Genomic DNA, 26987 nt, shown 5'->3' on the forward strand with positions numbered 1-26987 from the left:
AACCTGTGGTCTACCCGGCAATGGCGGTGACCGGTATTACTTGACGATCATCCCTACTCCACGCCCACGTGGATCGGATGCGGTCTCGAGCTTGTCGCCGGTCACGCGGATCGCCTGGATGTCACCCATCTCCCAGCCTTGGTCTTCGAGCACGTAGCCCATTTTCTTCAGGTCGTCCGCCACCTGCCCTTTCAGCGGCGCATAGCTGTCGAAATAAATGGTGTCCTTGGGCAGCAACTGGTGGTGCACACGTTGCGCGGCCACGGCTTTTTCCAGCGGCATGCCGTAGTCGTACAGGTTGTTCATCACCTGGAAGATCGAGGTGAAGATCCGCGAACCGCCCGGGGTGCCGACCACCAGGGTCAGCTTGCCGTCGCGCGTGATCAGGCTCGGGCTCATCGAAGACAGCATGCGCTTGCCCGGTTCGATGGCATTGGCATCGCCGCCGACCACACCAAAGACGTTGGCCGCACCCGGCTTGGCGCTGAAGTCGTCCATCTCGTCGTTGAGCAGGAAGCCTGCGCCCTTGACCACCACACCGCTGCCGTAGTCGAGGTTGAGGGTGTAGGTGTTGCTCACCGCGTTACCCTGCTTGTCGACGATGGAGAAGTGCGTGGTCTGGTGCGGCTCCAGGCCCGGCTTGACCTTGTCGGTGTCGGAGATTGCGTTGGGGTTGACCTGCGCGGCGCGCTTGGCCAGGTAGTCCTTGGCCACCAGCTCCTTGACCGGCACCTTGGTGAAGGCCGGATCACCCAGGTAATCGGCGCGGTCGGCGAACACGCGCTTCTCGATCTCGGCCAGCAAGTGAATGTACTTGGCCGAGTTGTGCTCGACACCCTTGAAGTCGGCTGCGCGGTCTTCCTTGATACCCAGCAGCTGGGCCAGGGCCACACCGCCCGAGCTGGGCGGCGGCGCGGTGTAGACCACGTTGCCGCGCCAGTCGATGGCGATCGGGTCGCGCCATACGGCCTTGTAGTCCTTGAGGTCTTCCTTGGTGATCAGGCCCTTGTCGGCCTGCATCTGTGCCACCAGCAGATCCGCGGTCTTGCCCTGGTAGAACTCGCTGACGCCCTTGTCGGCGATGCGCTCCAGGGTCTGGGCCAGCTCGGGCTGCTTGAACAGCTCGCCGACCTTCATGTTGCCGAAGTAGTCGTTGAAATTGGTGGCGGTCTTGAACAGACCTTGGGCATCGTCGCGGTACTGGTACTGCTTCTGGGCAATCTTGAAGCCGTTCTGCGCATAGCCGATGGCCGGCGTCAGCAGCTCGCTCCACTTCAGCTTGCCGAACTTCTGATGCGCCTCCCACAGCCCCATCACCGTACCCGGTACGCCAGCGGCGCGTACGCCGACCAGGCTGAGGTTCTCGATCACCTCGCCCTTGTCGTTCAGGTACATGTTGCGCGTGGCGGCCTTGGGCGCGACCTCACGGTAGTCGAGGAAGTAGGGCTTGCCGTCGACGAACAGGGTCATGAAGCCGCCGCCGCCGATGTTGCCCGCTTCCGGATAGGTGACGGCCAGGGTGAAGGCGGTGGCAACCGCAGCATCCACCGCGTTTCCGCCCTTCTTGAGAATATCGGCGGCAACCTGTGCGCCATATTGATCGGGTGCGGCCACCGCGCCACCCTCGAGCGTCACGGCGTAGGCGGAGGAACAGCTCAGGATCGCGGCCCCGAGGGCCAGGGACTGGAACATGACGATACGCATGACACTTCCTTGGTGTTGTTTTTGTCGAGCACTCATTTAAGGCTCAAGCGTTGCGACTAAGCAAACAACACGGGGGAAGGGGGCGTCTTTGGGCAAATCTGTCGCGTTCAGGCAAGTCAGCAGGCGTACATCGACAGCTTGCGCTGGATGAAGTCGAGGAAGCACTGGATGCGCAGCGCCAGCTGGGTGTTGCGGTAGTAGACCGCATGGATCGGCTGGCGGTAGCCGTTGTTGGCATCGGCCAGCAGCACCTGCAGGCGGCCGGCACGGATGTCTTCGTGGGTCATGAAATGCGACAGGCTGACGATGCCTTCGCCGGCCAGCGCCAGTTGGCGCAGGGTCTCGCCGCTGGACGCGAGGATCGCCGGACGGATCTGCCAGCGATCGCCCTGGGCATGGCGCAACGGCCACTGGTTGAGGCTCTCCGGTGCACTGAACCCGAGCAGGCAGTGCTGGCTGAGTTGCTCGACCGACTGCGGCGTGCCGTGCTTTTCCAGGTACTGCGGGCTGGCGAGCACCTGCACCGGGCTGCAACCCAGGGCACGGGCATGCAGGCTGGAATCGGCCAGTTCGCCGATGCGGATGGCCACGTCGGTGCTCTGCTCCAGCAGGTCGATGATCAGGTCGTCGGTATTGAGTTCGAGCTCGATGCCGGGGTACTGCAGTCGAAACTCGCCGATCCAGGGCAGGATCGCGTGCAGCATGAAGGGTGCGGCGGCATTGATGCGCAGACGCCCCGACGGGGTCTGGCGGTGCATCGACAGCCGCTCTTCCATGTCGTCCATCTGCTCGAGGATCAGCCGCGAACGCTCGAGGAAGAAACGCCCCTCTTCGGTCAGGTCCATGCGCCGGGTGGTGCGGTTGACCAGCGTGGTGCCCAGCTTGCCTTCCAGGCGCGACAGGGTCCGGCTCACCGCCGACGGGGTCTGGCCCATCTGCTCGGCGGCGGCGGAGATCGAACCGCAATCGATGACGGCAACGAATACCTGGAGTTCTTCGGATCGGGTTTTCACGCAAGGGGCCTTGGGCTTGGGGTAGTGCTGATTGATAGCTGCTGATCGATGACCGCGCAAGGGCCGCGTTCCTGCAGCGCCCGCGTCCTCACTCGGCCTTGCCGAACACCTTGCTCAGGTGCGCTTCATAAGCGGCCACTGCCGCCGGCACGTCCGGGCGCTTCATCACGTCCACTGCCAGGAAGGTCGGCAGGCCGCTCATGCCAAGGAACTGGTTGGCCTTGTGGAAGGGGAAGTACACCGCGTCCACACCCTTGCCCTCGAAGAAGTCGCTCGGGTCGTCGAAGGCCTGCTGCGGGGCGTTCCAGGTCAGCGAAAGCATGTACTGCTTGCCCTGGATCAGGCCACCGCTGCCGTACTTCTGCGAAGCATCGGAACGGGTGCGGCCGTCGCTGGCGTACAGGCTGCCATGGCCCTCGGTGAAGACTTCGTCGATGTACTTCTTCACGGTCCAGGGCGCGCCCATCCACCAGCCGGGCATCTGGTAGACCACCACGTCGGCCCAGAGGAATTTCTGCACTTCTTCCTGGATATCGTAGCCACCGTCGATGAAGGTCTGCTGCACCTCGAAACCGGCGCGGTCCAGATGGGCCAGGGCGGTCTCGTGCAGGGTCAGGTTCAGGCGGCCGTCGGAGTGGGCGAACTGTTTGCCGCCGTTGAGCAGGAGAATCTTTTTCATGGGAAAGCCTCGTGAGATGGGACGGGCCGAGGCGCTTGCCTGCCGGCCAGTCAAAAGTGATGGCGGCAGATTAGGCAGTCGCGGCCGCTGGAAAAAGCGGTTCGCGGGCAAAATACATTTGCCTTCAAGTCATCAATCCAAGGCTGATTGTTGCAGTAGGATAGCTTCACTCCTATTCCTAGAGGCCTCCCGCCATGACCGAGCAATACGCGTTCATCCTCAAAGCCAAGACCCGCCCCGAGAAGGCCGAAGCCTTTGAAGCCCTGTTCCGCGCCTATGTCGAACCGAGCCGCCAGGAGCCTGGCTGCATCGAATACCACATGCTGCGCGACAAGCAGGACCCGAGCCTGTTCGTGTTCTTCGAAGTCTGGGCCGACAAGGCCGCACTCGACGTGCACTCGGCGCTGCCACACATGGCGGCGTTCTTCGAAGCGCGCATGGATTACCTGGAGCGCGACTTCGATATCCAGCTGATCGAGATGCTCAGCCCCTCCTCCGCCACTCGATGAGCGGTCCTGCACCGAGCGCACTTTGCCGGGCTGCCGGAGCATGCGGTGAAGCTGGTGGTGCAGCTCGGGCTTGAAGATCGAGTTGGTCTCTTCGCGGGCTTGCCCGCGAAGAAGGTGGCGCCTGGCTCAGAACAGCTTGACCGTGTAACTGAGGATCAACCGGTTCTCATCGATGTCGGTGCGGTAGTTCGAACGCGCCATGACATTGCGGATGCGCACCCCGAGCCCGGCCAGCGGCCCGCTCTGCACCACATACGCCAAGTCCAGGTCGCGCTCGCGATCACGCCCCTCGAAACCCAGTCCGGTGTCGACGTCCCGACCTTTGACGTAGCGCAGGGTCGAGGTCAGCCCGGGGATGCCCAGGGCCACGAAGTTGTAGTCATGGCGCACCTGCCACGAACGCTCGCCTGGCGCCGAGAACTCGTAGGTCGGCAGCGTGTTGCCCATCGGGTTGGTGTTGGCACCGACCTGGATGAAACCGTCCTCGCCGCCGATCTGCTGGTAGCCAAGGTAGAAGGTGTGCCCACCGGTCCTGGCCGAAAACAGGCTGAACAGCGCGTGGTTGTCGTAGTCACCGGCGATCTTGCGACCGTCCTCGCGGGCATCGAAGTACCCGGCATTGACCCCCAGCGTCCAGTCGCCCACAGGTTCTGCGTGCTTGAAGCTGTAGAAGCGCTGCTGGTAGATGTCCTCCAGTTGCGCCTGCCACACCCCGACACTGGTGCGGTTATCGTTGAAGGCATAGTCGGCGCCGACATAGTTGAAGCGGTCGCTGGTGAAGCGCGCCAGGCGTGACGGGTTGATCGGGTCATTGACCAACGCGTACATCTTCTGGCTGTTGGAAGAATCGCGCAGGCTGGTGGAGCGGAACTGGCCGGCGTTCAAGGTCAACCCGGCAATCTCGCGGGATTCGAGCATCGCCCCCTGGTAGGTCGGCGGCAGCAGGCGCAGGTCGCTGAACAACAGCACCGGCAGGTTGGGCATCAGCTCGCCGACTTTCAGCTCGGTCTGCGACACCTTGAACTTGATCGCCGCGCCCAGGCGGCTGTATTCGTCCGCCGACCTGCCACTGGCAAGGCTCGGCAACAGCCCCGACTTCGAATGCTCCGGGCTGCTGTCGAGCTTGAAGCCGAGCAACCCGGTGACATCGAGGCCGACACCCACCGTGCCCTGGGTGTAGCCGGAGCTGGCATTGAGGATGAAGCCCTGCGCCCATTCCTGGGTACGGGACTGGCTGCTGCCTCCCTTGATATCCGCATAATCGCGGCTGAAGAAGTAATTGCGCGCCTGCAGGGTGGCGCGGGCGCCTTCGATGAAACCGCTTTCTTCGGCAGGTGCATCGAGGCAGAAGGCAGCGGCGACACAACCGCCGGCCAGTCGGCTAACCGACGAGAAACGCTGGGGCATCTGGGCTTGCATGATGAGCGGCTCCTGGATTCGGGCAACAGCGATCCGCCGCGACGGCCCGGAGGCCGCCGACGTGCGGATTGCGCAGGAAAGGGATCGGGCGGGTGGCACCCGCCAGCTGTGCTCGACCGCTAGCGGTTGACCAGCTTCGCGGGGAGCGCGATCACCAGGAAGCAGCTGAGGATCAGGCAGCCGGCGAACACCCAGAGCGCCGCATGGGAGGTGCCGGTGAGATCGGTGACGATGCCCATCAGCGAGTTGCTCACCAGGCCGGCGATGTTGGCCAGCGAGCAGGCCAGGGCGAAGCCGGTGGCTGCGGCCGTGCCCTTGAGGAAGGTCGCCGGGAGGCTGAAGAATACCGGCACCGCCCCGATGATCGCCGCCGAAGCGACGGCGAACAGCAGCACGGTCATCACCAGGTTGTGGCTGAACAAGGTGCTGCTGGCCATGGCGATGGCGCCGATGATGAACGGTACGATGATGTGCCAGCGCCGCTCGCGGTGGCGGTCGGAGCTGGCGCCGATCATCAGCATGCCGAGCAGCGCGGCCAGGCTCGGAATCGCGGTGAGCAGACCGATGTGGAAGGTGTCGCTGACGCCTGCATCGCGGATGAACGTCGGCATCCAGAAGCCCATGGCGTAGGCACTGAGCAGGATCGAGAAGTCGATGCCGCCGAGCATCCACACCTTCAGGTTGAAGAAGCCGTCGCGGAAGCTGTGCTTGCTGCCCTTGCCTTCGGCATCGTCCGCCGCCAGGTCGCTGGCCAGCTGCGCCTTGTCATCGTCCGACAGCCACTTGGCCTGGCGGAAATTGTTCGGCAGCGCCCAGAAGGTCAGGATGCCGAGCAGCACGCTGGGGATCGCCTCGAGCAGGAACAGCCACTGCCAGCCATGCAGGCCGTGGACCTGGTCGAAATGCCCCATGATCCAGCCGGAAATCGGTCCGCCGATCACGCTCGACAGCGGCAGGCCGATCATGAACAGCGCAATGATGCGCCCGCGCCGGTAGGTCGGGTACCACATGGTCAGGTAGTACAGCACACCAGGGAGGAAGCCGGCTTCGGCGGCGCCGAGGAGGAAGCGCAGGATGTAGAACTGGGTGGTGGTGGAGACGAACATGGTGCAGGCCGAGAGCAGGCCCCAGGTGATCATGATCCGCGCGATCCAGAGCTTGGCGCCGACGCGCTCCAGGATCAGGTTGCTCGGCACCTCGAAGATGATGTAGCCGACGAAGAACAGCCCGGCGCCCAGGCCGTAGGCTGCGGTGCTGAACTGCAGGTCTTCGAGCATCTGCAGCTTGGCGAAGCCGACGTTGATGCGGTCCAGGTAGGCCGCGAGGTAGCAGAAGCACAGGAAGGGAATGAGCCTCCATGTGATCTTGCGGTAGAGCGCTTGTGTTGTGCCATGGTCGGTTTCGGCCTGGACCGTGGTTGCGTTCGCAATTGGCATTTCCTGTCTCCTGGCGGGCGACTTTGTGGTTGTTTTTAGGCCAGCAGTTTTCGACGCTCCAGGCGCGCCACGCACTATACGCAGCGTACCAGGCAACGTCACAAGACCCCGAGCGCTCCTGCGGGGTGACCGTCCGGACAGCGGACGGTCATGGAGCAGGCTTCCCGCACTGCTCCTCGATTGTTATGGGCACAAGACGCCCGGCTGTCAGCCAGCCAGGCGCTGGAGTTGCTCGATGGCGTGCTGCCGGCTGACGACATCGCCGTACTTGCTGTCGATGTCGAACAGGTTGGCCTCATGCGGATCGCTGTGGCGGTCACCAACGCACTCACGCACCACGATGGTCCGGAATCCGTGTTGCAGTGCATCCACCGCACTGGCGCGGATACAGCCGCTGGTAGAGCAGCCGGCCAGCACCACGGTGTCGACCCCTTGTGCATGCAGCATCGGTGCAAGGCTGGTGCCGAAGAAGGCACTCGCATACTGCTTGCTGAGCACCACTTCATGCTCAAGCGGTGTCACTGCCTCGCAGAACGCAGCCAGCGGATTGCCCTCGACCATGTCCTTCATCACCGGCGCCTTGCGCACCCACACGCCACCATCGGCGAAGTGCGGGGGCTGGTAGCGGATATTGGTGTGGACCACCAGAGTACCGCAGTCCCGCGCCAGCGCCAGCAGGCCGGCAGCCTGCTCGACGGCCGATACCACGCCGGGGGCGTAGAGCGGCGCACCCGGGGTGGTGTAGCCCTGCATGAAGTCGATCATCAGCAGGGCCGCCTTGCGGCCGAAGCCGATACGCTGCCCCCACACGCCCTGGTAGTTGTCATGGGCACTCTGTGCGTCGCTCATGTCCGTCTCCCCTTTCAGTAGGCGCCCGACAGCAGGGCACCGGCACCGGGAACCACAGGTTCGAGGTCCAGCGCCTTGAGCATGGCGTAGGTGGTGGCGATGGCCGCAGTGACCACCGGCTTGCCGGTCTGCGCCTCGACCTTGGCCACGGCGGGCAGCGACTGCATCTGCACGCAGGCCGACAGCACGATCACGTCCACCCCTTCGAGGTTCATGCCGGCGACGATACCCGGCAGGTTGGCCGGATCGTGGCGGGCCACGGCGAGGTTGTCGGGAATCTCCAGCGCACGCCAGTCCTGGACCTCGAAGCCTTCTTCGCGGATGTAGTTCACCACCAGCTCGGTCAGCGGCTTCATGTACGGCGCGACGATGGCGATGCGCTTGGCCTTCATCACATGCAGCGCCTCGACCAAGGCCCCTGCACTGGTGATCACCGGCGCCAGCGCGTCGTTGTCGGCGGTGGCTTTCTGCAGGCGCTTCTCCGACTGACGGTGATAGCCCAGCCCCATGGCCATGATCGCCACCAGGCAGGCGTAGCCCAGCACATCGACCCTGGCGTCGGACAACTCCAGCGCGCAGCGGTCGGACTCGGCATCCATCGCTGCCAGTTCTTCCTTCTTCACCTGCTTCATGCGCATACGGCTGGAATGGAAGGTGAAGCGCTCGGGACGGATGGCCTGGCGCGCGGTGAGCATCGCCGGGATCTCGGTTTCCATGGTGGTGTTCGAACTCGGCACGATCTGGCCGATGCGGTACAGCTTGGTCATGTCGGGTGCTCCTTCAGACGAGCGAATGGTCAAGGAAGTCGCCGAAGGCGGCAAAGAAGCCTTCGAGATCATCCCAGGGAATCATGTGGCCGGCGTTTTCGACCTGAACCACCTGGATATCCGGCTTGAGCTCGCGGATCTCGGCGATATCCTGTGCCTGGATCACACCGCCACGCCCGGCCACCATCAACAGCGCCGGCTGGCGCACGGCGGGCAGGTCCTGATGGATATCCACATCGTGGAAATCGTTGAAGGCCCGCACGATCGCCAGCTCGTGGCAGGTGTGCAGCCATTCGGCACGCAGGGCCAGTTGCTCGTCGCTCCAGGTGGCGCAGAAGGCACGCATGTCTTCACCACTCATGCCGATCGTGGCCTGGCGGATCGAGTCGACGTACCACGGCAACTTGCTGGGATACTCGCGACGCCCCGGGCCGGAAACCGGCGGATCGATCAGCACCAGGCGCTGCAGGCCCGGAGCGCCCTGGGCGGCAGCGCGGATGGCGAAACGCGCACCCATCGAATGGCCGACCAGGTGATAGCTGCCTAGCCCCAGCGCCGCGGCGAAGGCCGGGATGTCCGCAGCGCACGCGTCGGTGCCGTAGTCCAGGCCCGGGCCGCTGGAGGACAGCCCGCGACCGCGAACGTCCAGGACATAGGTGTCGAAGTGCTGGCCGAGACGCTCGGCAACGAACCCCCAGGTAATCGCCGGGCTGGTGATGCCCGGCACCAGGATCAGCGCCGGCCCCTTGCCGCCGTAGCGCAGGTAGTGCTGGCGAATGCCGTTGGCGCTGACATTGCCGCCTGCGACGAAGCGGCTCATGCCGCCTCCCCGCTTTTCAGTGCCTGGCCGTACAGGTCATAGCCGTAGACCCAGGCCGGATCTTCCTGGGTGTAGAGGAAGGTGTTGGCGTTGGACACGGCCTGCACCCGCGAGGCACGCGCCTTGCGATTGGCTTCGTAGAGGGCGAAGGCGGTGCGATGGTCCGACAGCCCGGTCTCCTGCAGGCAGCGGGTCAGCATGGCGGCATCCTCGATGGCCATGCACGCGCCTTGCGCCATGTGCGGTTTCATCGGATGGCAGGCATCGCCCAGCAGTACCAGGCGCCCACGGCTCCACAGCGGCAACGGGTTGCGGTTGCGCAGCGGCCACTTGGTGATGGACTCGGTGGCGTCGATCAGCTTGTGCACCGTCGGGTGATAGCCCTCGAAGGCGGCGCGCATCTCTTCCTGGCTGCTGTCGACGAACGCGCCCTGGAAGTCCCAGGCCTCGTGCGGCACGCCGGTGACGAAGTAGTACTCGTCGCGCTTGCCGGTGGTGTAGTAGACCATCATGTGACGATCATCGGTCCACCACTTCACGCAGTCCTCGAACACGTCGGCGTGCTGCTTGAGCTTGTCGCCGCGGATCAACGCGCGGTGGGCGACCCAACCGCTGTAGATCGGCGCCTCGACGCCCAGCAGTTCCTCGCGGATCTTCGAGTGGATGCCGTCGGCACCGATGACGATATCGGCCACGGTATGGGTGCCGTCGGCGAAGTCCAGGCGCACCTGGTCACCCTCGTCGACGATCTTTTCCAGGCGCTTGCCGAAATGCACGGTGCCCGGCTTGATCGCCTCGATCTGCAGCGCATGCAGGTCGCCACGATGAATGGTGATGTACGAGGCGCCGTATTCGCGGCGGGCGAATTCGCCGAGCGGGATGCGCGAGAGGTAGTCACCGCTCTGGCCGTCGCGGCTGAACCAGAAGTCCGGGTGCGAGCCCATCAGCTCGAGTTTCTGCTCGAGGCCCATGCGACGGAAGATCTTCATCACGTTGGGGCCGATGTGGATGCCCGCACCGAGGCGAGTGAACTCCGGCGCCTGCTCGAACACCTCGACGTCGAAGCCGGCCTGCTGCAGCAAGGTGGCGGCGGCCGCCCCACCCAGACCCGCACCGACGATTGCGATTTTCTGCCTACCCCGCATGGGTATGTCTCCTCTTGTTCTGATGTGTTGCCAGCGGTTCGGCCGCTCGACGATTTAGAGTGTATACGCTGTATTTTTTTAATTGGAAGGGGCAACGCAAAATATTTTATCGGACCCGGACCAATGGCGACAAACCGGCTACTGTTACCGCAAACATTGGAATATGTGTGAATAGGTAACGTTTTATCGCACCGCTTGCGCTTATCGACAGGATGCGCTTTCATCTGAGTAAATATGGCGTACACACTATTGTTTTGCACCGAGATGACGCGCCCGGCACCGCCGTGGTGCAGTCGCTCGACCCTTGAGTCCTGACCAGGAGAACTCCCATGCCGGTGAGCAATGCAGAGCTGACCCAGATGTTCGAACACGTGCTGAAACTGTCCCGGGTAGACGAAACCCAGAGCGTCGCCGTGCTCAAGAGCCACTACTCCGATCCGCGCACGGTCAACGCCGCGATGGAGGCCGCGCAGCGCCTGAAGGCCAAGGTCTATGCGGTGGAGTTGCCATCGTTCAACCACCCTACCGCCATGGGCAACGACATGACCGCCTACTGCGGCGATACCGCGCTGACCGGCAATATCGCCGCCCAGCGAGCGCTGGAGGCGGCCGACCTGATCGTCGACACCATGATGCTGCTGCACTCCCCCGAGCAGGAGCAGATCCTCAAGACCGGCACACGCATCCTGCTGGCGGTCGAACCCCCGGAAGTACTGGCGCGCATGCTGCCGACCGAAGACGACAAACGTCGCGTACTGGCCGCCGAGACCCTGCTCAAGCAGGCGCGCAGCATGCACGTGCGCTCCAAGGCAGGCAGCGACTTCCACGCCCCGCTCGGCCAGTACCCGGCCGTCACCGAATACGGCTACGCCGACGAGCCGGGGCGCTGGGACCACTGGCCCAGTGGCTTCCTGTTCACCTGGCCGAACGAAGACAGCGCCGAAGGCACGCTGGTGCTGGATGTCGGCGACATCATCCTGCCGTTCAAGAACTACTGCCGCGAGCGCATCACCCTGGAGATCGAGAAAGGCTTCATCACCGCGATCCACGGCGGTTTCGAAGCCGAGTACCTGCGTGACTACATGAAGTACTTCAACGACCCCGAGGTGTACGGCATCTCCCACATCGGCTGGGGCCTACAACCCCGCGCGCAGTGGACCGCCATGGGCCTGCACGACCGCAACGACGGCATGTGCATGGACGCCCGCGCCTTCTACGGCAACTTCCTGTTCTCGACCGGCCCCAACACCGAGGTCGGCGGCAAGCGCAAGACCCCGTGCCACCTGGACATCCCGCTGCGCAACTGCGATATCTACCTGGACGACAAGGCCGTGGTGCTGGCCGGCGATGTGGTCGCGCCCGAGGAGTCCAAGGCGCGATAGCGGTTATACTGGCCCGGCGCTCCGCTTTCGGGGGCCGGCCAGCCAACCACACAGCCCAAGCCATCACATGTCGAAGAAAACCACCCCCGTAGCCCCCCCGCTCGACACCACGCCGTATGACGTCACCGAACAGATCGGCCACCTGCTGCGCAAGGCGTACCAGCGGCATACGGCGATCTTCCAGCAGCAGGCGTGCGATCCACAGCTCACCTCGATCCAGTTCGTCACCCTGTGCGCCCTGCGCGACCACGGCCCCAGCTCCCAGGCCGAGCTGATCAAGGCCACCGCGGTGGACCAGGCGACCATCCGCGGCATCGTCGAGCGCCTCAAGGCGCGCGAATTGGTGCAGCTGTCGCCAGACCCGGGCGACCGGCGCAAGGTCATCGTCGAACTCACCGAAAGCGGCGCGGCGCTGCTCGATGCGATGATCCCGTGCGCGCGGCAGATCAGCGAACTGAGCATGGGCAGCCTCAATGCCGGGGAGCGCGTGGCGATCCTGTTCCTGTTGCGCAAGATGATCGACAGCGACGAAGTGGCTGGCTAGCTCCAAGCCATCCCTACACCTGCCATTGCCTCTCTGGCCTGCTTCTTGCTCACCCTTTCATGTAGTGAGTACTTACCGAAAAAGCGCACCATTTGTGTTCTTTGGTAGCGCCCCAGAGATGAGCGAGCCATGCCAGAAGACATCGCCCTGCGGATAAACGGTCAGACCGTCACGGTCGCCGCCGAACCCGACACCCCCTTGTTATTGGTACTGCGCAACGACCTGTGCCTGAACGGCCCCAAGTACGGCTGCGGCCTGGGCGAGTGCGGCGCCTGCACGGTGATCATCGATGGCGTGGCCGCGCGCTCCTGCGTAATTCCCCTGGCCGGTGCCGAAAGCCGCGAAGTCGTCACCCTCGAAGGCCTGGGCAACAAGATCGCCCCGCACCCGGTGCAGCAGGCGTTCATCGACGAACAGGCAGCCCAGTGCGGCTACTGCATGAACGGCATGATCATGACCGCCAAGGCCCTGCTCGACCGCATCCCCAATCCCACCGACGAACAGATCCGCAACGAACTGTCCGGCAACCTCTGCCGCTGCGGCACCCACGTCGAAATCCTGCGCGCGGTACGCCGCGCTGCCGGCCGCCAGGCCTGAGATCCGGAGAACAACATGAATCACTCGCAACAGGTGCCTTCCCGCGAGCAGTTGCTGGCAAGCCCCGACGTGCTGCTGATCGTCGACGAGATCACCCCGCCCTCGGGGCCGGTCGCCAAGGGCGTGACACCGGTGATCAAGGAACGTGAACTGGCACTGTTCATCGCCGTCAGCGGCGACGGCCTGGTCTACGCCTTCAATGGTCACGTCGACCTGGGTACCGGCATCCGCACCTCGCTGGCGCAGATCGTCGCCGAGGAACTCGACCTGCGCATGGACCAGGTGCACATGGTGCTCGGCGACACCGAGCGCGCGCCGAACCAGGGCGCGACCATCGCCAGCGCCACCCTGCAGATCTCCGCAGTGCCGCTGCGCAAGGCTGCGGCCACGGCGCGACGCTTCCTGCTGCAGCAGGCCGCCCTTGACCTGGGCTGCACGGCCGATGCGCTGCGGATCGAGGAAGGCGCGGTGATCGCCGAAAACGGCCGTCGCCTGCCCTTCGCCGACCTGGTGCGCGGGCACAACCAGCAGCTGCGCATCGCCGACGACGCCCCGCTCAAGGCCGTCGACGACTACCGCCTGGTCGGACGCAATGCCGCGCGGGTAGACATCCCCGGCAAGGCCACCGGCGAGTTGACCTACGTGCACGACATGCGCCTGCCGGACATGCTCCACGGCCGGGTGATCCGCCCGCCCTATGCCGGCCACGACAGCGGCGACTTCGTCGGCAACAGCCTGCTGGCGGTGGATGAAAGCTCCATCGCCCATGTGCCCGGCGTGGTCGCCGTGGTGGTGATCCGCGACTTCGTCGGCGTGGTGGCCCAGCGTGAGGAACAGGCGATCCGTGCCGCCCAAGACCTCAAGCTGAGCTGGAAACCATTCACCGGCAAGCTGCCCGACCTCAGCGACGTCGCCCAGGCCATCCGCGACAACCCCAGGGTGCAGCGCAAAGTGCTGGACCAGGGCAAGGTCGACGAGGGCATCGCCAATGCCAGCCAGCGCCTGAGCCGCAGCTACCTGTGGCCCTACCAGTTGCACGCCTCGATCGGTCCGTCCTGCGCCCTGGCCGACTTCACCGAGGGCCAGATCCGCGTCTGGTCCGGCACCCAGAATCCGCACCTGCTGCGCGCCGACCTGGCCTGGCTGGTGGAGTGCCCCGAGGAGCGCATCGAGATCATCCGCATGGAAGCGGCCGGCTGCTATGGCCGCAACTGCGCCGACGACGTGTGCGCCGATGCGCTGCTGCTGTCGCGGGCGGTCGGGCGCCCGGTGCGGGTGCAACTGACCCGCGAACAGGAACACGTCTGGGAGCCCAAGGGCACCGCGCAACTGATGGAGATCGACGGCGGCCTGAACGCCGACGGCACGGTCGCCGCCTACGACTTCCAGACCAGCTACCCCTCCAATGGCGCTCCCACTCTCGCCCTGCTGCTGACCGGTGCCGTGGAACCGGTGCCAGCGCTTTTCGAAATGGGCGACCGCACCTCGATTCCGCCGTACGACTACGAGCACATGCGCGTCACCATCAACGACATGACGCCGCTGGTACGTGCCTCGTGGATGCGCGGCGTGTCGGCGATGCCCAACAGCTTCGCCCACGAGTCGTACATCGACGAACTGGCCTTCGCGGCAGGCGTCGATCCGGTCGAGTACCGCCTGCGTCACCTGTCCGATCCGCGTGCCATCGACCTGGTCAAGGCCACCGCCGAGCGCGCCCAGTGGCAGGCGCACACCCAACCCATGCAGACCCCGGCCGAAGGCGATGTATTGCGCGGTCGCGGCTTTGCCTATGCGCGCTACATCCACAGCAAGTTCCCGGGCTTCGGCGCCGCCTGGGCGGCCTGGGTCGCCGATGTGGCGGTGGACCGACGCACCGGCGAGGTGGCTGTCACCCGCGTGGTGATCGGTCATGACGCGGGCATGATGGTCAACCCCGAAGGCGTGCGCCACCAGATCCACGGCAACGTGATCCAGTCCACCAGCCGCGTGCTCAAGGAACAGGTGCACTTCGAGGAATCGACGGTGGCCAGCAAGGAATGGGGCGGGTATCCGATCCTCACCTTCCCGGAACTGCCGGCGATCGATGTGATGATGCTGCCACGTCAGCACGAGCCGCCGATGGGCAGCGGCGAATCGGCCTCGGTGCCAAGCGCGGCGGCCATCGCCAACGCGATCTTCGATGCCACCGGCATACGCTTTCGCGAGTTGCCGATCACTGCCGAACGGGTGCGTGCCGCGCTTGGCGGCAACGGGGAGGATTCGTCTGCGCCGGCACAGCCCGCATCGAAACGCTCGAAGTGGTGGTTCGGCTCGATTGCCGGGGTGTTCGGTGCGGCATTGGGTATGCTCGCCACGGCCCTGCCCTTTCGTGCGGAAATCGCGCCGGTGCCCCCTCCGGCGGCCGGCAGCTGGTCGGCGGCGATGCTCGAACGCGGCCGCCAGGTGGCGGCGGCCGGCGATTGCGCGGTATGCCACACGGTCAGTGGCGGCAAGGTCAATACCGGCGGCCTGGCGATGGAAACGCCGTTCGGCACGCTGTATAGCACCAACATCACACCCGATCCAGAAACCGGCATCGGTCGTTGGTCGTTCGCCGCGTTCGAGCGCGCCATGCGCGAGGGCATCAGCCGCGACGGCCGACATCTGTACCCAGCCTTTCCCTACACCTCGTTTCGCAATATCACCGACGGCGACATGCAGGCGCTGTACGCCTACCTGATGTCGCAGACACCCGTGCGCCAGGAGGCACCCGCCAACGACATGCGCTTCCCGTTCAACCAGCGCCCGTTGATGGCCGGCTGGAACGCGCTGTTTCTCAAGCGCGGCGAGTACCAGCCCGACCCGCAACGCAGCGCGCAGTGGAACCGCGGCGCCTACCTGGTCGATGGCCTCGGGCACTGCACCGCCTGTCACTCGCCGCGCAACCTGATGGGCGCGGAAAAGGCCGGCAAGCGCTACCTGGCCGGCGGCACGGTCGATGGCTGGGAGGCGCCAGCACTCAACGCCCTGGGCAAGTCGTCGACACCCTGGAGCGAGGGCGAGCTGTTCACCTATCTGCGCACCGGTTTCTCCGACAGGCACGGTGTCGCCGCAGGGCCCATGGGGCCGGTGGTCAGCGAGCTGGCAACCTTGCCGGAAAGCGACGTGCGGGCCATCGCCCACTACCTCAGCTCACTCGATGGCGAACCGCAGGCGGTCGCGACCAAGGCTACGGCGCAGGTCGATACGCAACTGTCCATCAGCAATGGCGAGCGGGTGTTCAAAGGCGCCTGCATGGCCTGTCACAGCGATGGCCTCGGCCCGAAGCTGTTCGGTGTCAGCCCGTCGATGGCGGTCAACAGCAACGTGCACAGCGATGTGCCCGACAACCTGCTGCGCGTGATCCTGCACGGTATTCCAACCCCTGCGACCCGCGACCTGGGCTATATGCCCGGCTTCCGGGACAGCCTCTCGGACCGTCAGGTGGCAGACCTGGCCGCCTACCTGCGCCAGCGCTTCGCCGCCGACAAGCCGGCCTGGCAAGGGCTGGCGGCGAAGAGCGCGCAGGTGCGCGCCAACCCCGGCAGCCACTGAGGCTAGCGGCGCAGGCCGCGCAGGGCAAGGTCGCTGATGAAGTCCAGCCAGTCGGCCTTGGCCTGCTTGTCGGCCAGGTCCACGGCGAGGAACGAGCTGAGCGTATGGCGGTTGGAATTATAGAAATAGCAGAGCGAGGCAATCATCAGGTAGGCGTGGGTGATGTCGATGTCATCGCGGAACAGGCCCTTGGCCTGCCCTGCTTCGATGACCGGCCGCAGCACACCGACCGCCTCGCCGGACAGCGCCTGCAGGTTCTGGGATTTGCGCGCGTGCTGGCCCTGATGGAGGTTCTCGGTGGCCAGGATGGTGACGAACTCGGGATGGCGTACGTAGTAGTCCCAGATGAACGCGACCAGTTGGCGCAGCGCATTCTCGGGGTCGGACAGGTCCAGGCGTAGCCTGGACTCGGCCTGGTTGAAGCTGGCGTAGATGTGCTCCAGCACGCTGATGAACAGCTTTTCCTTGTTGCCGAAGTAGTAATAGATCATCCGGTCGTTGGACTTGGCCAGGGTGGAGATCTGTTCGACGCGCCCGCCGGTGAAGCCCTCCTTGCTGAAGACCTTCACCGCGGCCTTGAGAATGTTGTCCTTGGTGCGGTCGGCCTGCTGGGCGCGAACACCGGTTTTGCGAGTGTGCATGTCGGTCCCTGTAGGGCTGGCCAGATAGCCAACACTGCCACAGACCCCGGGCCTTTGCCCGGCTTTTTCGGGGGTGATGGCACCGATTGGAACGAGGTAGCGGAACATGCAGCATCTGGATCTGCTGGTGATCGACCAGGCCCTGGCATGGGCGCGTGCCGGCGACACGGTGTGGCTGTGCACGGTGCTGTCCACCTACGGCTCCGCACCGCGCGCACCGGGGGCGATGCTGGTCTGCCGGAATGGGCTGGAATATGTCGGTTCGTTGTCGGGAGGCTGCGTGGAGGAGGAGTTTCTCGACAGCCTCGCGCAGGGCGAATTTGGCCGCCCGGCGCAGGTGGTGCGCTATGGCGATGGCCAGGAACAAAGCCGACGACTGCGCTTGCCGTGTGGCGGCGTACTGGTGGTACTGGTCGAGCGGCGCGAGGCCGATAAAGGCTGGTTGCGACACCTGCAGGCGTTGCGCGAGGCATTGCTTGGCCAGCGCCGGATAACGCGCAGGGTTGAGCTGAAAGATGGCGCGCTGGATCTGGAAAATGACAGCAGCGTTGCCGTGCGCATGAGCGAGGACGCGGTGCGTATCGCCATCGGCCCGGCCTTGCGCCTGCTGCTGGCGGGGCTGTCGCCGGTGGCCGAAGCCTGCGCCGACATCGCCCGCACGCTGGGTTGCGAGGTGATCGCCTGCGACCCGCGCGAGGAGATGGCGCACGTGCGGCTCGAGGGCGCTCAACTGCACCGCGTACTACCCTCGGAGTTCATCGCCGAAGGCGGCTGCCATGCCGCCACTGCGGTGGTGGCGCTGACCCACGACCCGAAAATCGACGACCTGGCGCTGATGGAGGCGGTGCACACCCCTGCGTTCTACATCGGCGCCATGGGCTCGGTGACCACCTCGGCCAGGCGCGCCGAACGCCTGCAGCGCATCGGCGGCTTGTCGGTCCAGCAAATCGAGCGCCTGCACATGCCGATCGGGCTGGACCTGGGCAGCAAGTCACCAGCGGAAATCGCCCTGGCGGTGATGGCCGATGTGCTGCGGGTGTATCGCGGCAAGGCGCGGGATGCGTTGTAGCCGTTCGGTTGATACTGGATTCAGTATCGCCAGCCCTTTAGGCGTCCAATCGCCACAGATGCGAACCACCACACGCAGCCCCCCTTGCTGCCTCATGACCTCTTTCCCCACAATCCCTTCCACGCCGCACCACGAAAGGGAACTCACCGTGCCATCCATCTATCAGCTCAAGCCCCGCTTCCAGGCCCTGCTGCGCCCATCGGTGCAGCGTCTCCATGACCGCGGCGTCACCGCCAACCAGGTCACCGTCGCCGCAGCGCTGGTGTCGGTGCTGCTGGGGCTGCTGCTCGCCTGGCTGCCCCACGTCACCTGGCTGTTCATCCTCGTCCCGGTGTGGATGCTGCTGCGCATGGCGCTCAATGCCGTCGACGGCATGCTCGCCCGCGAATTCGGCCAGCAATCGACCCTTGGCGCCTACCTCAACGAGCTGTGCGACGTGATCGCCGACGCGACGCTGTACCTGCCCTTCGCGTTGCTCGCCGGGGTGTCGCCGGCACTGGTGGTACTGGTGGTGTTGCTGGCAGTGATCAGCGAATACGCCGGGGTGATGGGCCCGCTGGCTGGCGCTTCGCGGCGTTACGACGGGCCGATGGGCAAGAGCGACCGAGCCTTTGCCTTCGGCGTACTGGGTACCGGCGTGGCCTTCGGCGTGCTGAATGCGACGTGGATCAACGGCCTGTTGCTGGTCATCCTGCTGCTCTCGCTCTATACCCTTTACAACCGGGTACGCCACGGGCTGGCCGAAACCCGCTGACCTCACTGCCGCAGGACAAGGACTTTCGCCATGCGCCAAGCGCAATCGCTGCATTTTTCGACCCACGACGGCGTCGAGCTGCACTACCGGCACTGGCCGGCCACTCGCAACGAATACCAGCCACGCCGGGCGCTGGTGATGTTCCATCGCGGGCACGAGCACGGCGGGCGCATGGCGCATCTGGCCGACGAACTGGACCTGCCCGGCTACGACATCTTCGCCTGGGACGCACGCGGCCACGGCCTGTCGCCAGGGGCGCGCGGTGACAGCCCGAGTTTCGCCACCAGCGTGCGCGACGTGCAGACCTTCATCGAGCACATCCAGACCCGGCACGGTATCGCCGAGGCCGACATGGTGGTGCTGGCGCAGAGCGTCGGCGCCGTGCTGATCGCCACCTGGGCCCACGACTACGCGCCCAGGGTGCGCTGCCTGGTGCTGGCCTCGCCGGCATTCAAGGTCAAGCTCTACGTGCCCTTCGCCCGTCCCGGCCTGAAACTGCTCAAGGCCCTGCGCGGCAATTTCTTCGTCAACAGCTACGTCAAGCCGCGCCTGCTCACCCATGACCCGGAACGGGTGGTGTCGTACAGCGCCGACCCGCTGATCAGCCGACCGATCTCGGTGACCGTGCTGCTGGGCCTGTACGAGGCTGCCGACCGCGTGGTGGCCGACGCCCAGGCGATCCAGCTCCCCACGCAACTGCTGGTGTCCGGCGCGGACTTCGTGGTGGAACGTGGCCCGCAGGAGCGCTTCTTCGAGCGCCTGGGCAGCCCGCGCAAGGAGATGCACATCCTCCCCGGGTTTTTCCACGACACCCTCGGTGAACGCGACCGTGCCCACGCCCTTGCCCGGATCGAACGCTTTATCGCGCGCTGCTTCGACGCACCACTGCCTGCACCTTCGCTGCTCGATGCCGACCAGGTCGGCGCCAGCTGTGCCGAGGCCGAAAGCCTCGCCGCGCCGCTGCCGCGCAACTCGCCACGCGAGCTCTACTGGCGTAGCTACCGCGCCAGCCTGCGTCTGGGCAAGGGTTTGTCCGAAGGGGTCAAGCTGGGCTTCGACACCGGTTTCGACTCGGGCAGCACCCTGGACTACGTGTACCGCAACCAGGCGACCGGCAAGGGCAAGCTGGGCGAGCTGATCGATCGCAACTACCTCGACGCCATCGGCTGGCGCGGTATCCGCCAGCGCAAGGTGCATGTCGAGGAACTGCTGCGCCTGGCCATCGCCCGCCTGCGCGAACAGGGGCGGCCCGTGCACATCGTCGACATCGCCGCCGGCCACGGCCGCTACATCCTCGAAGCGCTGCAAGAGCAATTGCCGGACTCGATCCTGCTGCGCGACTACAGCGAACTGAACGTGCAACAGGGCAGCGCGCTGATCAGCGAAAAGGGCCTGGGCGAGATCGCCCGTTTCGTCCAGGGCGATGCCTTCGACCGCCAGAGCCTGGCCAGCCTCGATCCGCGACCGACGCTCGCGGTAGTGTCCGGACTCTATGAGCTGTTCGCCAACAACCGGCTGGTGAGCGACTCCCTGGCGGGGCTGGCCGACGCCGTGGAAGACGGCGGCTACCTGGTCTACACCGGCCAGCCCTGGCACCCACAACTGGAGATGATCGCCCGCGCCTTGACCAGCCACCGCGGCGGCGACGCCTGGGTGATGCGTCGACGCAGCCAGGCCGAGATGGACCAACTGGTGGAAGCGGCCGGTTTTCGCAAGATCGCCCAGCGTATCGACGAATGGGGCATCTTCAGCGTCAGCCTGGCCCAGCGGGTACGCTGATGACACGCCAGGCCGGGTTGATCCGGCGCGGGGTGCTGTGGCTGTTGCTGCTCGGGCCGTTGTTCTTCCTCAGCTACGGCCTGGCCAACAGCTACACCGCCGGGCGCGACGACGTCGGCAGCCTGGTGTTCGGCTGGGAACGGCACATGCCGCTGTGGCCGTGGACGATCCTGCCGTACTGGTCGATCGACCTGCTCTACGGCCTGTCGTTCCTGCTGCCGCAGACCCGTCGCGAGATGGACCGACATGCCCTGGCGCTGCTGACCGCACAGGTGGTCAGCGTGACCTGCTTCCTGCTGTGGCCGCTGCGCTTCACCTTCGAGCGACCGGAACTGGCAGGGGTGTTCGGCTGGTTGTTCGATGTGCTGATGGGCTTCGACAAACCGTACAACCAGGCGCCATCACTGCATATCGCGCTGCTGGTGATCATCTGGACGATGTTCGCCCGGCATACCCACAGGCCGCTCTGGCGCTGGGCAGTGCACGGCTGGATGGCGTTGATCGGGCTGTCGGTGCTGACCACCTGGCAGCATCACTTCATCGACCTGCCCAGCGGTGCGCTGGTGGGGCTGATGTGCGTATGGCTGTGGCCGCATCAGGGTGCGTTGCCGCTGGGTGAAGCGCGGCTGGCACATGAGCCGAAGCGCTGGCGGCTCGGCTTGCGCTATGGCATTGGCGCCCTGGTGTGCGCGGCGCTGGCCTTCGCCCTGGGAGGGATGTGGTTGTGTCTGCTGTGGCCTGCAGTGGCGTTGCTGCTGGTGGCGCTGAACTACGTGCTGTTCGGTGCTGGCGGGTTTCAGAAAGGCGCGGATGGACGACTGTCGCCTGCAGCAGCCTGGCTGCTGGCGCCCTACCTGATGGGCGCCTGGATCAACTCACGGGCCTGGGCCTGGCGCCACCCACAGGCGGATGAGGTGTGTGACGGGGTGTATCTGGGGCGGATTCCCGGGTTTGGGGAGGCAGGTGATTTTGCGGCAGTGGTGGACATGAGCGCAGAGTTGCCCTGTCCATGGCCGGAACAGACCACCTACACCTGCCTGCCCACCCTTGACCTCATCCCCCCGAGCGCCGCCCTGCTGCGCGAGGCTGCCGAAGCCATCGACCGCCTGCGCGCGCACGGCCCGCTACTGGTTTGTTGCGCCCTGGGTTATTCACGCAGCGCCAGCGCCGTGGCAGCCTGGCTGATCCACACCGGCCGCTGCGCCGATATCGATGCCGCCGAAGCGCTGATTCGCCAGGCTCGCCCAGGCGTGGTGCTGCATACCGGACATCGCCAGGCCCTGCTGCAACTTGGAGTCCAGCCATGAACCTGCACCTGGTCGCGACCCTGCTCGGCCGTGGTCGGCAACTCGAACGCCTGTCCGATGCGCTGACGCTGCTGGCCATCGCCTACGGGCTGGCACCGCTGCTCGGCCTGCACCTGCACCCGCTGGCCAGCGGGCTGTGCATCCTGCTGCTGATCCTCGGCCTTGCCCACAAGTACTGGGCCATTCGCGTGGCCCTGGACGCCGCGCTGTTCGCGCACCTGGCCGCCAGCCCACGGCTTGCCGACGATACCCGCGCCCTGGACCGTGCCCTGTTCGAGCTCAATCTCAAGGCCAAGGCCGACGACCCGCGCGACTGGCCAACCCGCAGCCAGGCCGCCCTCGCCCTGCTGCGCCGCCAGAGCCTGTGCCTGGGCCTGCAGTTGCTGCTGACCTTGGCTACCCTGCTGACACTGCCCTTCACCGGATAACCGCACGCCATGCTCGCAGCCCTCACCGCCTTCGCCATTACCTCCGCCGCGCGCCTGATCACCGGAGCCCGGGCCCTCTGGCTCGGCTGCACACCGCAACCGGTGCAGCGCCTGTACTTCGCCAACCACAGCAGCCACGGCGATTTCGTCCTGCTCTGGGCGTCGCTGCCCGAGCCCTTGCGACGCAGGACGCGGCCCGTAGCTGGCGCCGACTACTGGGACAAGCCCGGCCTGCGAGATTTCGTCATCCGTCAGGTGTTCAACGGCATTCTCATCGACCGCCAGCGCGGCGACGGCCAGGACAACCCGCTGCAACCGGTACTCGACGCGCTGGCCCAGGGCGATTCGCTGATCTTCTTCCCGGAAGGCACACGCAATCTTGGCGACGATCCGCTGCTGCCATTCAAGAGCGGCCTGTTTCACCTCGCATCCGCCCAGCCGGGCATCGAAGTGGTACCGGTGTGGATCGCCAACCTCAACCGGGTGATGCCCAAGGGCCGCGCCCTGCCCTTGCCGCTGCTGTGCACCCTGAGCTTCGGCGAGCCATTGCAGGTGCTGCCTGACGAAAGCAAGCAGGCGTTTCTCGAACGGGCTCGCCTGGCCCTGCTGAACCTGGCCCCGAAGGAAGCCTGAGATGGATCACAACACCTTGTCCCTGTTCGTCGGTATCGGCGCCCTGCTGCTCCTGGCCAGCATCGTCGGCCGCCTGCTCAAGTGGCGCGCCGGCCCCGCACCGCACGCGGTGATCGACAACCTCAACGCACGCATCAACGCCTGGTGGGTGATGGTGCTGGTGATCGGCCTGGCCTTCGTGTTCGGCAAGTACGGCGTGATCGTGCTGTTCTACTGCGTGTCGTTCTACGCCCTGCGCGAATTCATGACACTCACCCCGACGCGGCGCAGCGACTATCCGGCGCTGGTGGCTGCGTTCTACGTCGCGCTGCCGGTGCAGTACCTGCTGATCGCCATGGACTGGTACGGGATGTTCAGCATCTTCATCCCCGTGTACCTGTTCCTGCTGCTGCCGATCCTGGCCAGCTTCGGCGGCGATACCACGCGCTTCCTGGAACGCGCCTCGAAAGTGCAGTGGGGCCTGATGATCGCGGTGTACTGTGTGTCGTCGGTACCGGCGCTGATGACCCTGGACATCCCCGGCTACGAGGGCCGCAACCTGCTGCTGATCGCCTGGCTGATCCTGGTGGTGCAGATCAGCGATGTGCTGCAGTACGTGTGCGGCAAGCTGTTCGGCAAGCACAAGGTGGCGCCCAACCTGTCACCGTCCAAAACCGTCGAGGGCCTGGCCGGTGGCGTGGCGCTGGCCACCCTGGTCGGCGCGCTGCTGTGCTGGATCACCCCGTTCAGCTTCTGGCAGGCGGCATTGATGGCGCTGACGGTCAACGCCATGGGCTTCTTCGGCGGGCTGGTCATGTCGGCGATCAAGCGCGACCGCGGGGTGAAGGACTGGGGCCATATGATCGAGGGCCATGGCGGCATGCTCGACCGCATGGATTCGGTGTGCTTCGCCGCGCCGGTGTTCTTTCACTTCGTGCGCTACTGGTGGGCATGAGCGCCAGTGCGCGGCCAGACAGATAAGGGTCGACCCCAGGCAACTGCGCTGGGCGGCAACGGCCTAAGGTGACGGGTCAAACAGCCCGTCACCAGGAGCCCTGCCATGTCCGATTTCATTACCGTCCTGCGCGAAACCTGCCCGACCCCGGTGGTCGACGCGACCAAGTGGAAGCGTATCGGCGGCGACCCGCACACCGTCAACCTCAACGCCTATCTGTCGGCCGACGGCAGCAAGATCATGGGCACCTGGATCTGCACCCCCGGCAAGTTCGAGGTCAATTACGACAAGTGGGAGTTCTGCCACTTCCTCGAGGGCTACTGCATCATCACGCCGGAGGGTGAAGAGCCCAAGCACCTCAAGGGCGGCGATGTGTTCGTCATCGAGCCGGGCATGAAGGGCACCTGGGAAGTGGTCGAGACCGTTCGCAAGTATTTCGTCTTCGCCTGAGCCCGCGAAGAGGCCGGCACCGGCAAAAAAAAATCGCGGGTCCGGTCACCCTCCCCCAGGTGCGCAGTTACAGGGGGAAGGCCGCCCGGCCCGCGATCAAGCCCACTCGCGTATCAATCCTTCTTGCGATAACCCTCGACGATCGCCGAGAAATCCTTGCCGCCTTCGCCGCGCAGGCTCATGGCCTGGTACAGCTGCTGCGCCACCGCGCCGAGAATCACCGGCTGGTGCGCCTGACGCGCCGCCTCGGTGGCCAGGCCCAGGTCCTTGAGCATCAGCTCGGCGCCAAAGCCGCCGGTATAGCCGCGCGAGGCCGGTGCCGTCTCGATCACGCCGGGCCAAGGGTTGTAGGTATCCGAACTCCAGCAGCGGCCGGTCGAGCTGTTGATGATCCCGGCCAGCACCTGGGTGTCGATGCCCAGCGCATTGCCCAGGGCCATGGCCTCGGACACGCCGATCATCGAGATGCCCAGCAGCAGGTTGTTGCAGATCTTGGCGATCTGCCCTGTGCCGACCTCGCCACAGTGCACGATATTGCGGCCCATCTGTTCGAGCACCGGCTTGAGGCTGGCAAACAGCTCGGCACTGGCACCGACCATGAAGGTCAGGGTGCCCGCCGCCGCACCGCCGGTGCCACCGGACACTGGCGCATCGCCCATGTCCACGCCCTTGGCCGCAGCGGCCTTGGACACTTCACGGGCGGTCTGTGGATCGATGGTGCTGCAATCCACGGTCGGAGTGCCGGGACGGATGCCTGCCAGCACGCCGTCTTCCTCGTTCAGGTAGACGCTGCGAACGTGGGTTGCAGCCGGCAGCATGGTGATCACCAGCTCGCTGTTGGCCGCCGCGTCGCGGGGCGAGCTGCTGACCTGCCCGCCCAGCTCGGCAAGCTCGGCCAGCACGGTCTTGTTCAGGTCGAACAGGTTGAGCTGGTGCCCGGCCTTGATCAGGTTGCGGGCCATGGGCGCGCCCATGTTGCCCAGGCCGATGAATGCAATGCGCATGGCAGTCTCCTTAGCGCAGGCTGATGGTGGTGTTCACACCGTCATTGACGCTGTCGTCGTCGAACCAGCGGGCGGTGACAGTCTTGGTCTGAGTGTAGAACTGCACCACCTGCTTGCCGTACGGGCCGAGGTCGCCCAGCTTGGAGCCGCGCGAGCCGGTGAAGCTGAAGAACGGCACCGGCACCGGGATCGGGATGTTGATGCCGACCTGGCCGATGTCGATTTCGCTCTGGAACTTGCGCGCCGCCGCGCCGCTCTGGGTGAACAGGCCAGTGCCGTTGCCGAACGGGTTGGCGTTGACCAGGGCGATGGCCTCGTCGAGGGTGTCGACTTCAAGGGTGACCAGCACCGGGCCGAAGATCTCCTGGGTGTAGATCTGCATGTCGGTCTTTACCCCGGAGAACAGGGTCGGGCCGACGAAGTTGCCTTGCTCGTAGCCCGGCACCTTCACGTCACGGCCGTCCAGCTCGAGCGTGGCGCCTTCCTTGATGCCGCTTTCGATCAGCCCCAGCACACGCTCCTTGGCGCGCTTGGAAACCACCGGCCCGACATCGGTGCCCGGTTCGCTGCCGGCATTGACCTTGAGCTTGCTCGCCGCAGCCTTGATGTCCGGCAGCCATTCACGCGCCTTGCCCACCAGCACCGCCACCGATGTAGCCATGCAGCGCTGGCCGGCAGCACCGAAGGCGGCGCCGACCAAGGCATTGATGGTCTGGGTGCGGTTGGCGTCGGGCAGCACCACGGCGTGGTTCTTGGCGCCCATCATCGACTGCACCCGCTTGCCGTGCTGGCTGCCGAGGTTGTAGACGTGGGTGCCCACTTCGGTGGAACCGACGAACGAGATGGCCTTGATGTCCTGGTGGGTGCAGATGGCATCGACCACCTGCTTGCCGCCATGCACCACGTTGAGCACACCGGCCGGCACGCCGGCCTCCAGCGCCAGTTCGACCAGCATCATGGTCGACAGCGGGTCCTGCTCGGATGGCTTGAGCACGAAGGTATTTCCGCAGACGATGGCCATGGGGAACATCCACAGCGGGATCATTGCCGGGAAGTTGAACGGGGTGATGCCCGCACATACGCCAATGGGTTGGCGCAGGGTATAGGTGTCGACGCCACCGGCGACGTTCTCGGCGAACTCGCCCATCTGCAGGGTACCGATGGAGGCGGCGTGTTCGACCACCTCGAGACCGCGGAAGATATCGCCCTCGGCGTCGGCCAGGGTCTTGCCCTGCTCGGCGCTGAGTGTCGCGGCGATGCGCTTGCTGTGCTCGCGAATCAACGCCTGCAGCTTGAGCATGATGCGCATGCGTGCACCGATCGGCGTGTCGCGCCAGGTCTTGAAGGCGCGGTGGGCAGCGGCGACCGCGGCGTCGACTTCATCGGCAGTGGCGAAAGGCACGCGCGCCAGCACCTGCTGGGTGGCCGGGTTGACGATATCGCGCCACTCGGTGGTCCGAGACTCTACCCATTGCCCGTCGATCAGCAACTTGACCTGCTCGACCTGGGTGTGGGGCGTGTGGGGTGCGTTCATCTGCGCTCTCCTTGGAA

The 26987-nt window shown here is 65.3% G+C and carries 25 protein-coding genes; 13 read left to right on the forward strand and 12 right to left on the reverse strand.

Annotated features, from left to right (window positions below):
• Positions 1-36: 36 nt before the first annotated feature.
• The 3 genes from ggt to mdaB form a co-directional block, all read right to left on the reverse strand.
• Positions 37-1704, reverse strand: a complete 1668-nt coding sequence (ggt, locus tag AC1TXO_RS23255) for a gamma-glutamyltransferase (protein WP_486403902.1) — start codon at positions 1702-1704, stop codon at positions 37-39.
• A 116-nt stretch (positions 1705-1820) separates the two neighbouring features.
• Positions 1821-2717: a LysR family transcriptional regulator gene (locus AC1TXO_RS23260; RefSeq protein WP_486403903.1), complete on the reverse strand. Its 897-nt coding sequence runs from the start codon at positions 2715-2717 to the stop codon at positions 1821-1823.
• Between the two features lie 88 nt (positions 2718-2805).
• Positions 2806-3396, reverse strand: coding sequence for an NADPH:quinone oxidoreductase MdaB (gene mdaB / locus AC1TXO_RS23265; RefSeq protein ID WP_486403904.1), 591 nt, complete (start codon positions 3394-3396; stop codon positions 2806-2808).
• A 194-nt stretch (positions 3397-3590) separates the two neighbouring features.
• Here mdaB and AC1TXO_RS23270 point away from each other — a divergent pair, with 194 nt between their 5' ends.
• Positions 3591-3905: a putative quinol monooxygenase gene (locus AC1TXO_RS23270; RefSeq protein ID WP_486403905.1), complete on the forward strand. Its 315-nt coding sequence runs from the start codon at positions 3591-3593 to the stop codon at positions 3903-3905.
• Positions 3906-4031: 126 nt separating this feature from the next.
• On the opposite strand, the gene AC1TXO_RS23275 is transcribed toward AC1TXO_RS23270, so the two are convergent.
• From AC1TXO_RS23275 to nicC, 6 genes are all read right to left on the reverse strand, one after another.
• On the reverse strand, positions 4032-5312 hold the full coding sequence (locus tag AC1TXO_RS23275; RefSeq protein WP_486406893.1) for an OprD family porin: 1281 nt from the start codon (positions 5310-5312) through the stop codon (positions 4032-4034).
• Positions 5313-5443: 131 nt separating this feature from the next.
• Positions 5444-6760 (reverse strand): MFS transporter, encoded by a 1317-nt coding sequence (locus AC1TXO_RS23280; RefSeq protein WP_486403906.1) that lies wholly within the window; start codon positions 6758-6760, stop codon positions 5444-5446.
• Between the two features lie 207 nt (positions 6761-6967).
• Positions 6968-7609: an N-carbamoylsarcosine amidohydrolase gene (locus AC1TXO_RS23285; RefSeq protein ID WP_486403907.1), complete on the reverse strand. Its 642-nt coding sequence runs from the start codon at positions 7607-7609 to the stop codon at positions 6968-6970.
• Positions 7610-7623: 14 nt separating this feature from the next.
• Positions 7624-8376 carry a maleate cis-trans isomerase family protein gene (locus AC1TXO_RS23290; RefSeq protein WP_486403908.1) on the reverse strand — a complete coding sequence of 251 codons (753 nt, stop codon included), beginning with the start codon at positions 8374-8376 and terminating at the stop codon, positions 7624-7626.
• Positions 8377-8389: 13 nt separating this feature from the next.
• Complete coding sequence (nicD, locus tag AC1TXO_RS23295) at positions 8390-9196, reverse strand: N-formylmaleamate deformylase (RefSeq protein ID WP_486403909.1); 807 nt, start codon at positions 9194-9196, stop codon at positions 8390-8392.
• Positions 9193-10341 (reverse strand): 6-hydroxynicotinate 3-monooxygenase, encoded by a 1149-nt coding sequence (gene nicC, locus AC1TXO_RS23300; RefSeq protein ID WP_486403910.1) that lies wholly within the window; start codon positions 10339-10341, stop codon positions 9193-9195. The genes nicD and nicC overlap by 4 nt, the downstream gene beginning before the upstream one ends.
• A 329-nt stretch (positions 10342-10670) precedes the next feature.
• Here nicC and AC1TXO_RS23305 point away from each other — a divergent pair, with 329 nt between their 5' ends.
• From AC1TXO_RS23305 to AC1TXO_RS23320, 4 genes are all read left to right on the forward strand, one after another.
• Positions 10671-11723, forward strand: coding sequence for a 2,5-dihydroxypyridine 5,6-dioxygenase (locus AC1TXO_RS23305; RefSeq protein WP_486403911.1), 1053 nt, complete (start codon positions 10671-10673; stop codon positions 11721-11723).
• 67 nt (positions 11724-11790) lie between these two features.
• Positions 11791-12267: a MarR family winged helix-turn-helix transcriptional regulator gene (locus tag AC1TXO_RS23310; RefSeq protein WP_486403912.1), complete on the forward strand. Its 477-nt coding sequence runs from the start codon at positions 11791-11793 to the stop codon at positions 12265-12267.
• A gap of 129 nt (positions 12268-12396) precedes the next feature.
• On the forward strand, positions 12397-12864 hold the full coding sequence (locus tag AC1TXO_RS23315) for a (2Fe-2S)-binding protein (protein ID WP_486403913.1): 468 nt from the start codon (positions 12397-12399) through the stop codon (positions 12862-12864).
• Between the two features lie 15 nt (positions 12865-12879).
• On the forward strand, positions 12880-16437 hold the full coding sequence (locus AC1TXO_RS23320) for a molybdopterin cofactor-binding domain-containing protein (RefSeq protein WP_486403914.1): 3558 nt from the start codon (positions 12880-12882) through the stop codon (positions 16435-16437).
• Positions 16438-16439: 2 nt separating this feature from the next.
• Here AC1TXO_RS23320 and AC1TXO_RS23325 read toward each other — a convergent pair whose 3' ends face one another.
• The gene (locus AC1TXO_RS23325; RefSeq protein ID WP_486403915.1) at positions 16440-17078 is read right to left on the reverse strand and encodes a TetR/AcrR family transcriptional regulator; all 639 of its coding nucleotides are present in this window, start codon (positions 17076-17078) and stop codon (positions 16440-16442) included.
• A 106-nt stretch (positions 17079-17184) separates the two neighbouring features.
• Between AC1TXO_RS23325 and AC1TXO_RS23330 the strand changes: the two genes are divergently transcribed.
• From AC1TXO_RS23330 to AC1TXO_RS23365, 8 genes are all read left to right on the forward strand, one after another.
• Positions 17185-18147, forward strand: a complete 963-nt coding sequence (locus AC1TXO_RS23330) for an XdhC family protein (protein ID WP_486403916.1) — start codon at positions 17185-17187, stop codon at positions 18145-18147.
• A gap of 148 nt (positions 18148-18295) precedes the next feature.
• Complete coding sequence (locus AC1TXO_RS23335) at positions 18296-18901, forward strand: CDP-alcohol phosphatidyltransferase family protein (protein WP_486403917.1); 606 nt, start codon at positions 18296-18298, stop codon at positions 18899-18901.
• Positions 18902-18931: 30 nt separating this feature from the next.
• On the forward strand, positions 18932-20680 hold the full coding sequence (locus AC1TXO_RS23340) for a bifunctional alpha/beta hydrolase/class I SAM-dependent methyltransferase (protein WP_486403918.1): 1749 nt from the start codon (positions 18932-18934) through the stop codon (positions 20678-20680).
• The gene (locus AC1TXO_RS23345) at positions 20680-21987 is read left to right on the forward strand and encodes a phosphatase PAP2/dual specificity phosphatase family protein (RefSeq protein WP_486403919.1); all 1308 of its coding nucleotides are present in this window, start codon (positions 20680-20682) and stop codon (positions 21985-21987) included. The genes AC1TXO_RS23340 and AC1TXO_RS23345 overlap by 1 nt, the downstream gene beginning before the upstream one ends.
• The gene (locus tag AC1TXO_RS23350) at positions 21984-22415 is read left to right on the forward strand and encodes a hypothetical protein (protein WP_486403920.1); all 432 of its coding nucleotides are present in this window, start codon (positions 21984-21986) and stop codon (positions 22413-22415) included. Before AC1TXO_RS23345 ends, AC1TXO_RS23350 begins: the two co-directional genes overlap by 4 nt.
• A gap of 9 nt (positions 22416-22424) precedes the next feature.
• Positions 22425-23048: a lysophospholipid acyltransferase family protein gene (locus AC1TXO_RS23355; protein ID WP_486403921.1), complete on the forward strand. Its 624-nt coding sequence runs from the start codon at positions 22425-22427 to the stop codon at positions 23046-23048.
• Position 23049: 1 nt separating this feature from the next.
• Positions 23050-23982: a phosphatidate cytidylyltransferase gene (locus tag AC1TXO_RS23360; protein ID WP_486403922.1), complete on the forward strand. Its 933-nt coding sequence runs from the start codon at positions 23050-23052 to the stop codon at positions 23980-23982.
• Positions 23983-24087: 105 nt separating this feature from the next.
• Entirely contained in the window at positions 24088-24432 is a 345-nt protein-coding gene (locus AC1TXO_RS23365; RefSeq protein WP_312933507.1) for a cupin domain-containing protein, read from the forward strand.
• Positions 24433-24545: 113 nt separating this feature from the next.
• Here AC1TXO_RS23365 and mmsB read toward each other — a convergent pair whose 3' ends face one another.
• Positions 24546-25436 (reverse strand): 3-hydroxyisobutyrate dehydrogenase, encoded by an 891-nt coding sequence (mmsB, locus tag AC1TXO_RS23370; protein ID WP_486403923.1) that lies wholly within the window; start codon positions 25434-25436, stop codon positions 24546-24548.
• A gap of 10 nt (positions 25437-25446) precedes the next feature.
• Positions 25447-26970 carry a CoA-acylating methylmalonate-semialdehyde dehydrogenase gene (locus AC1TXO_RS23375; RefSeq protein WP_486403924.1) on the reverse strand — a complete coding sequence of 508 codons (1524 nt, stop codon included), beginning with the start codon at positions 26968-26970 and terminating at the stop codon, positions 25447-25449.
• Positions 26971-26987 lie beyond the last annotated feature (17 nt).

The organism is Pseudomonas sp. FA117 (genome assembly GCF_057370475.1).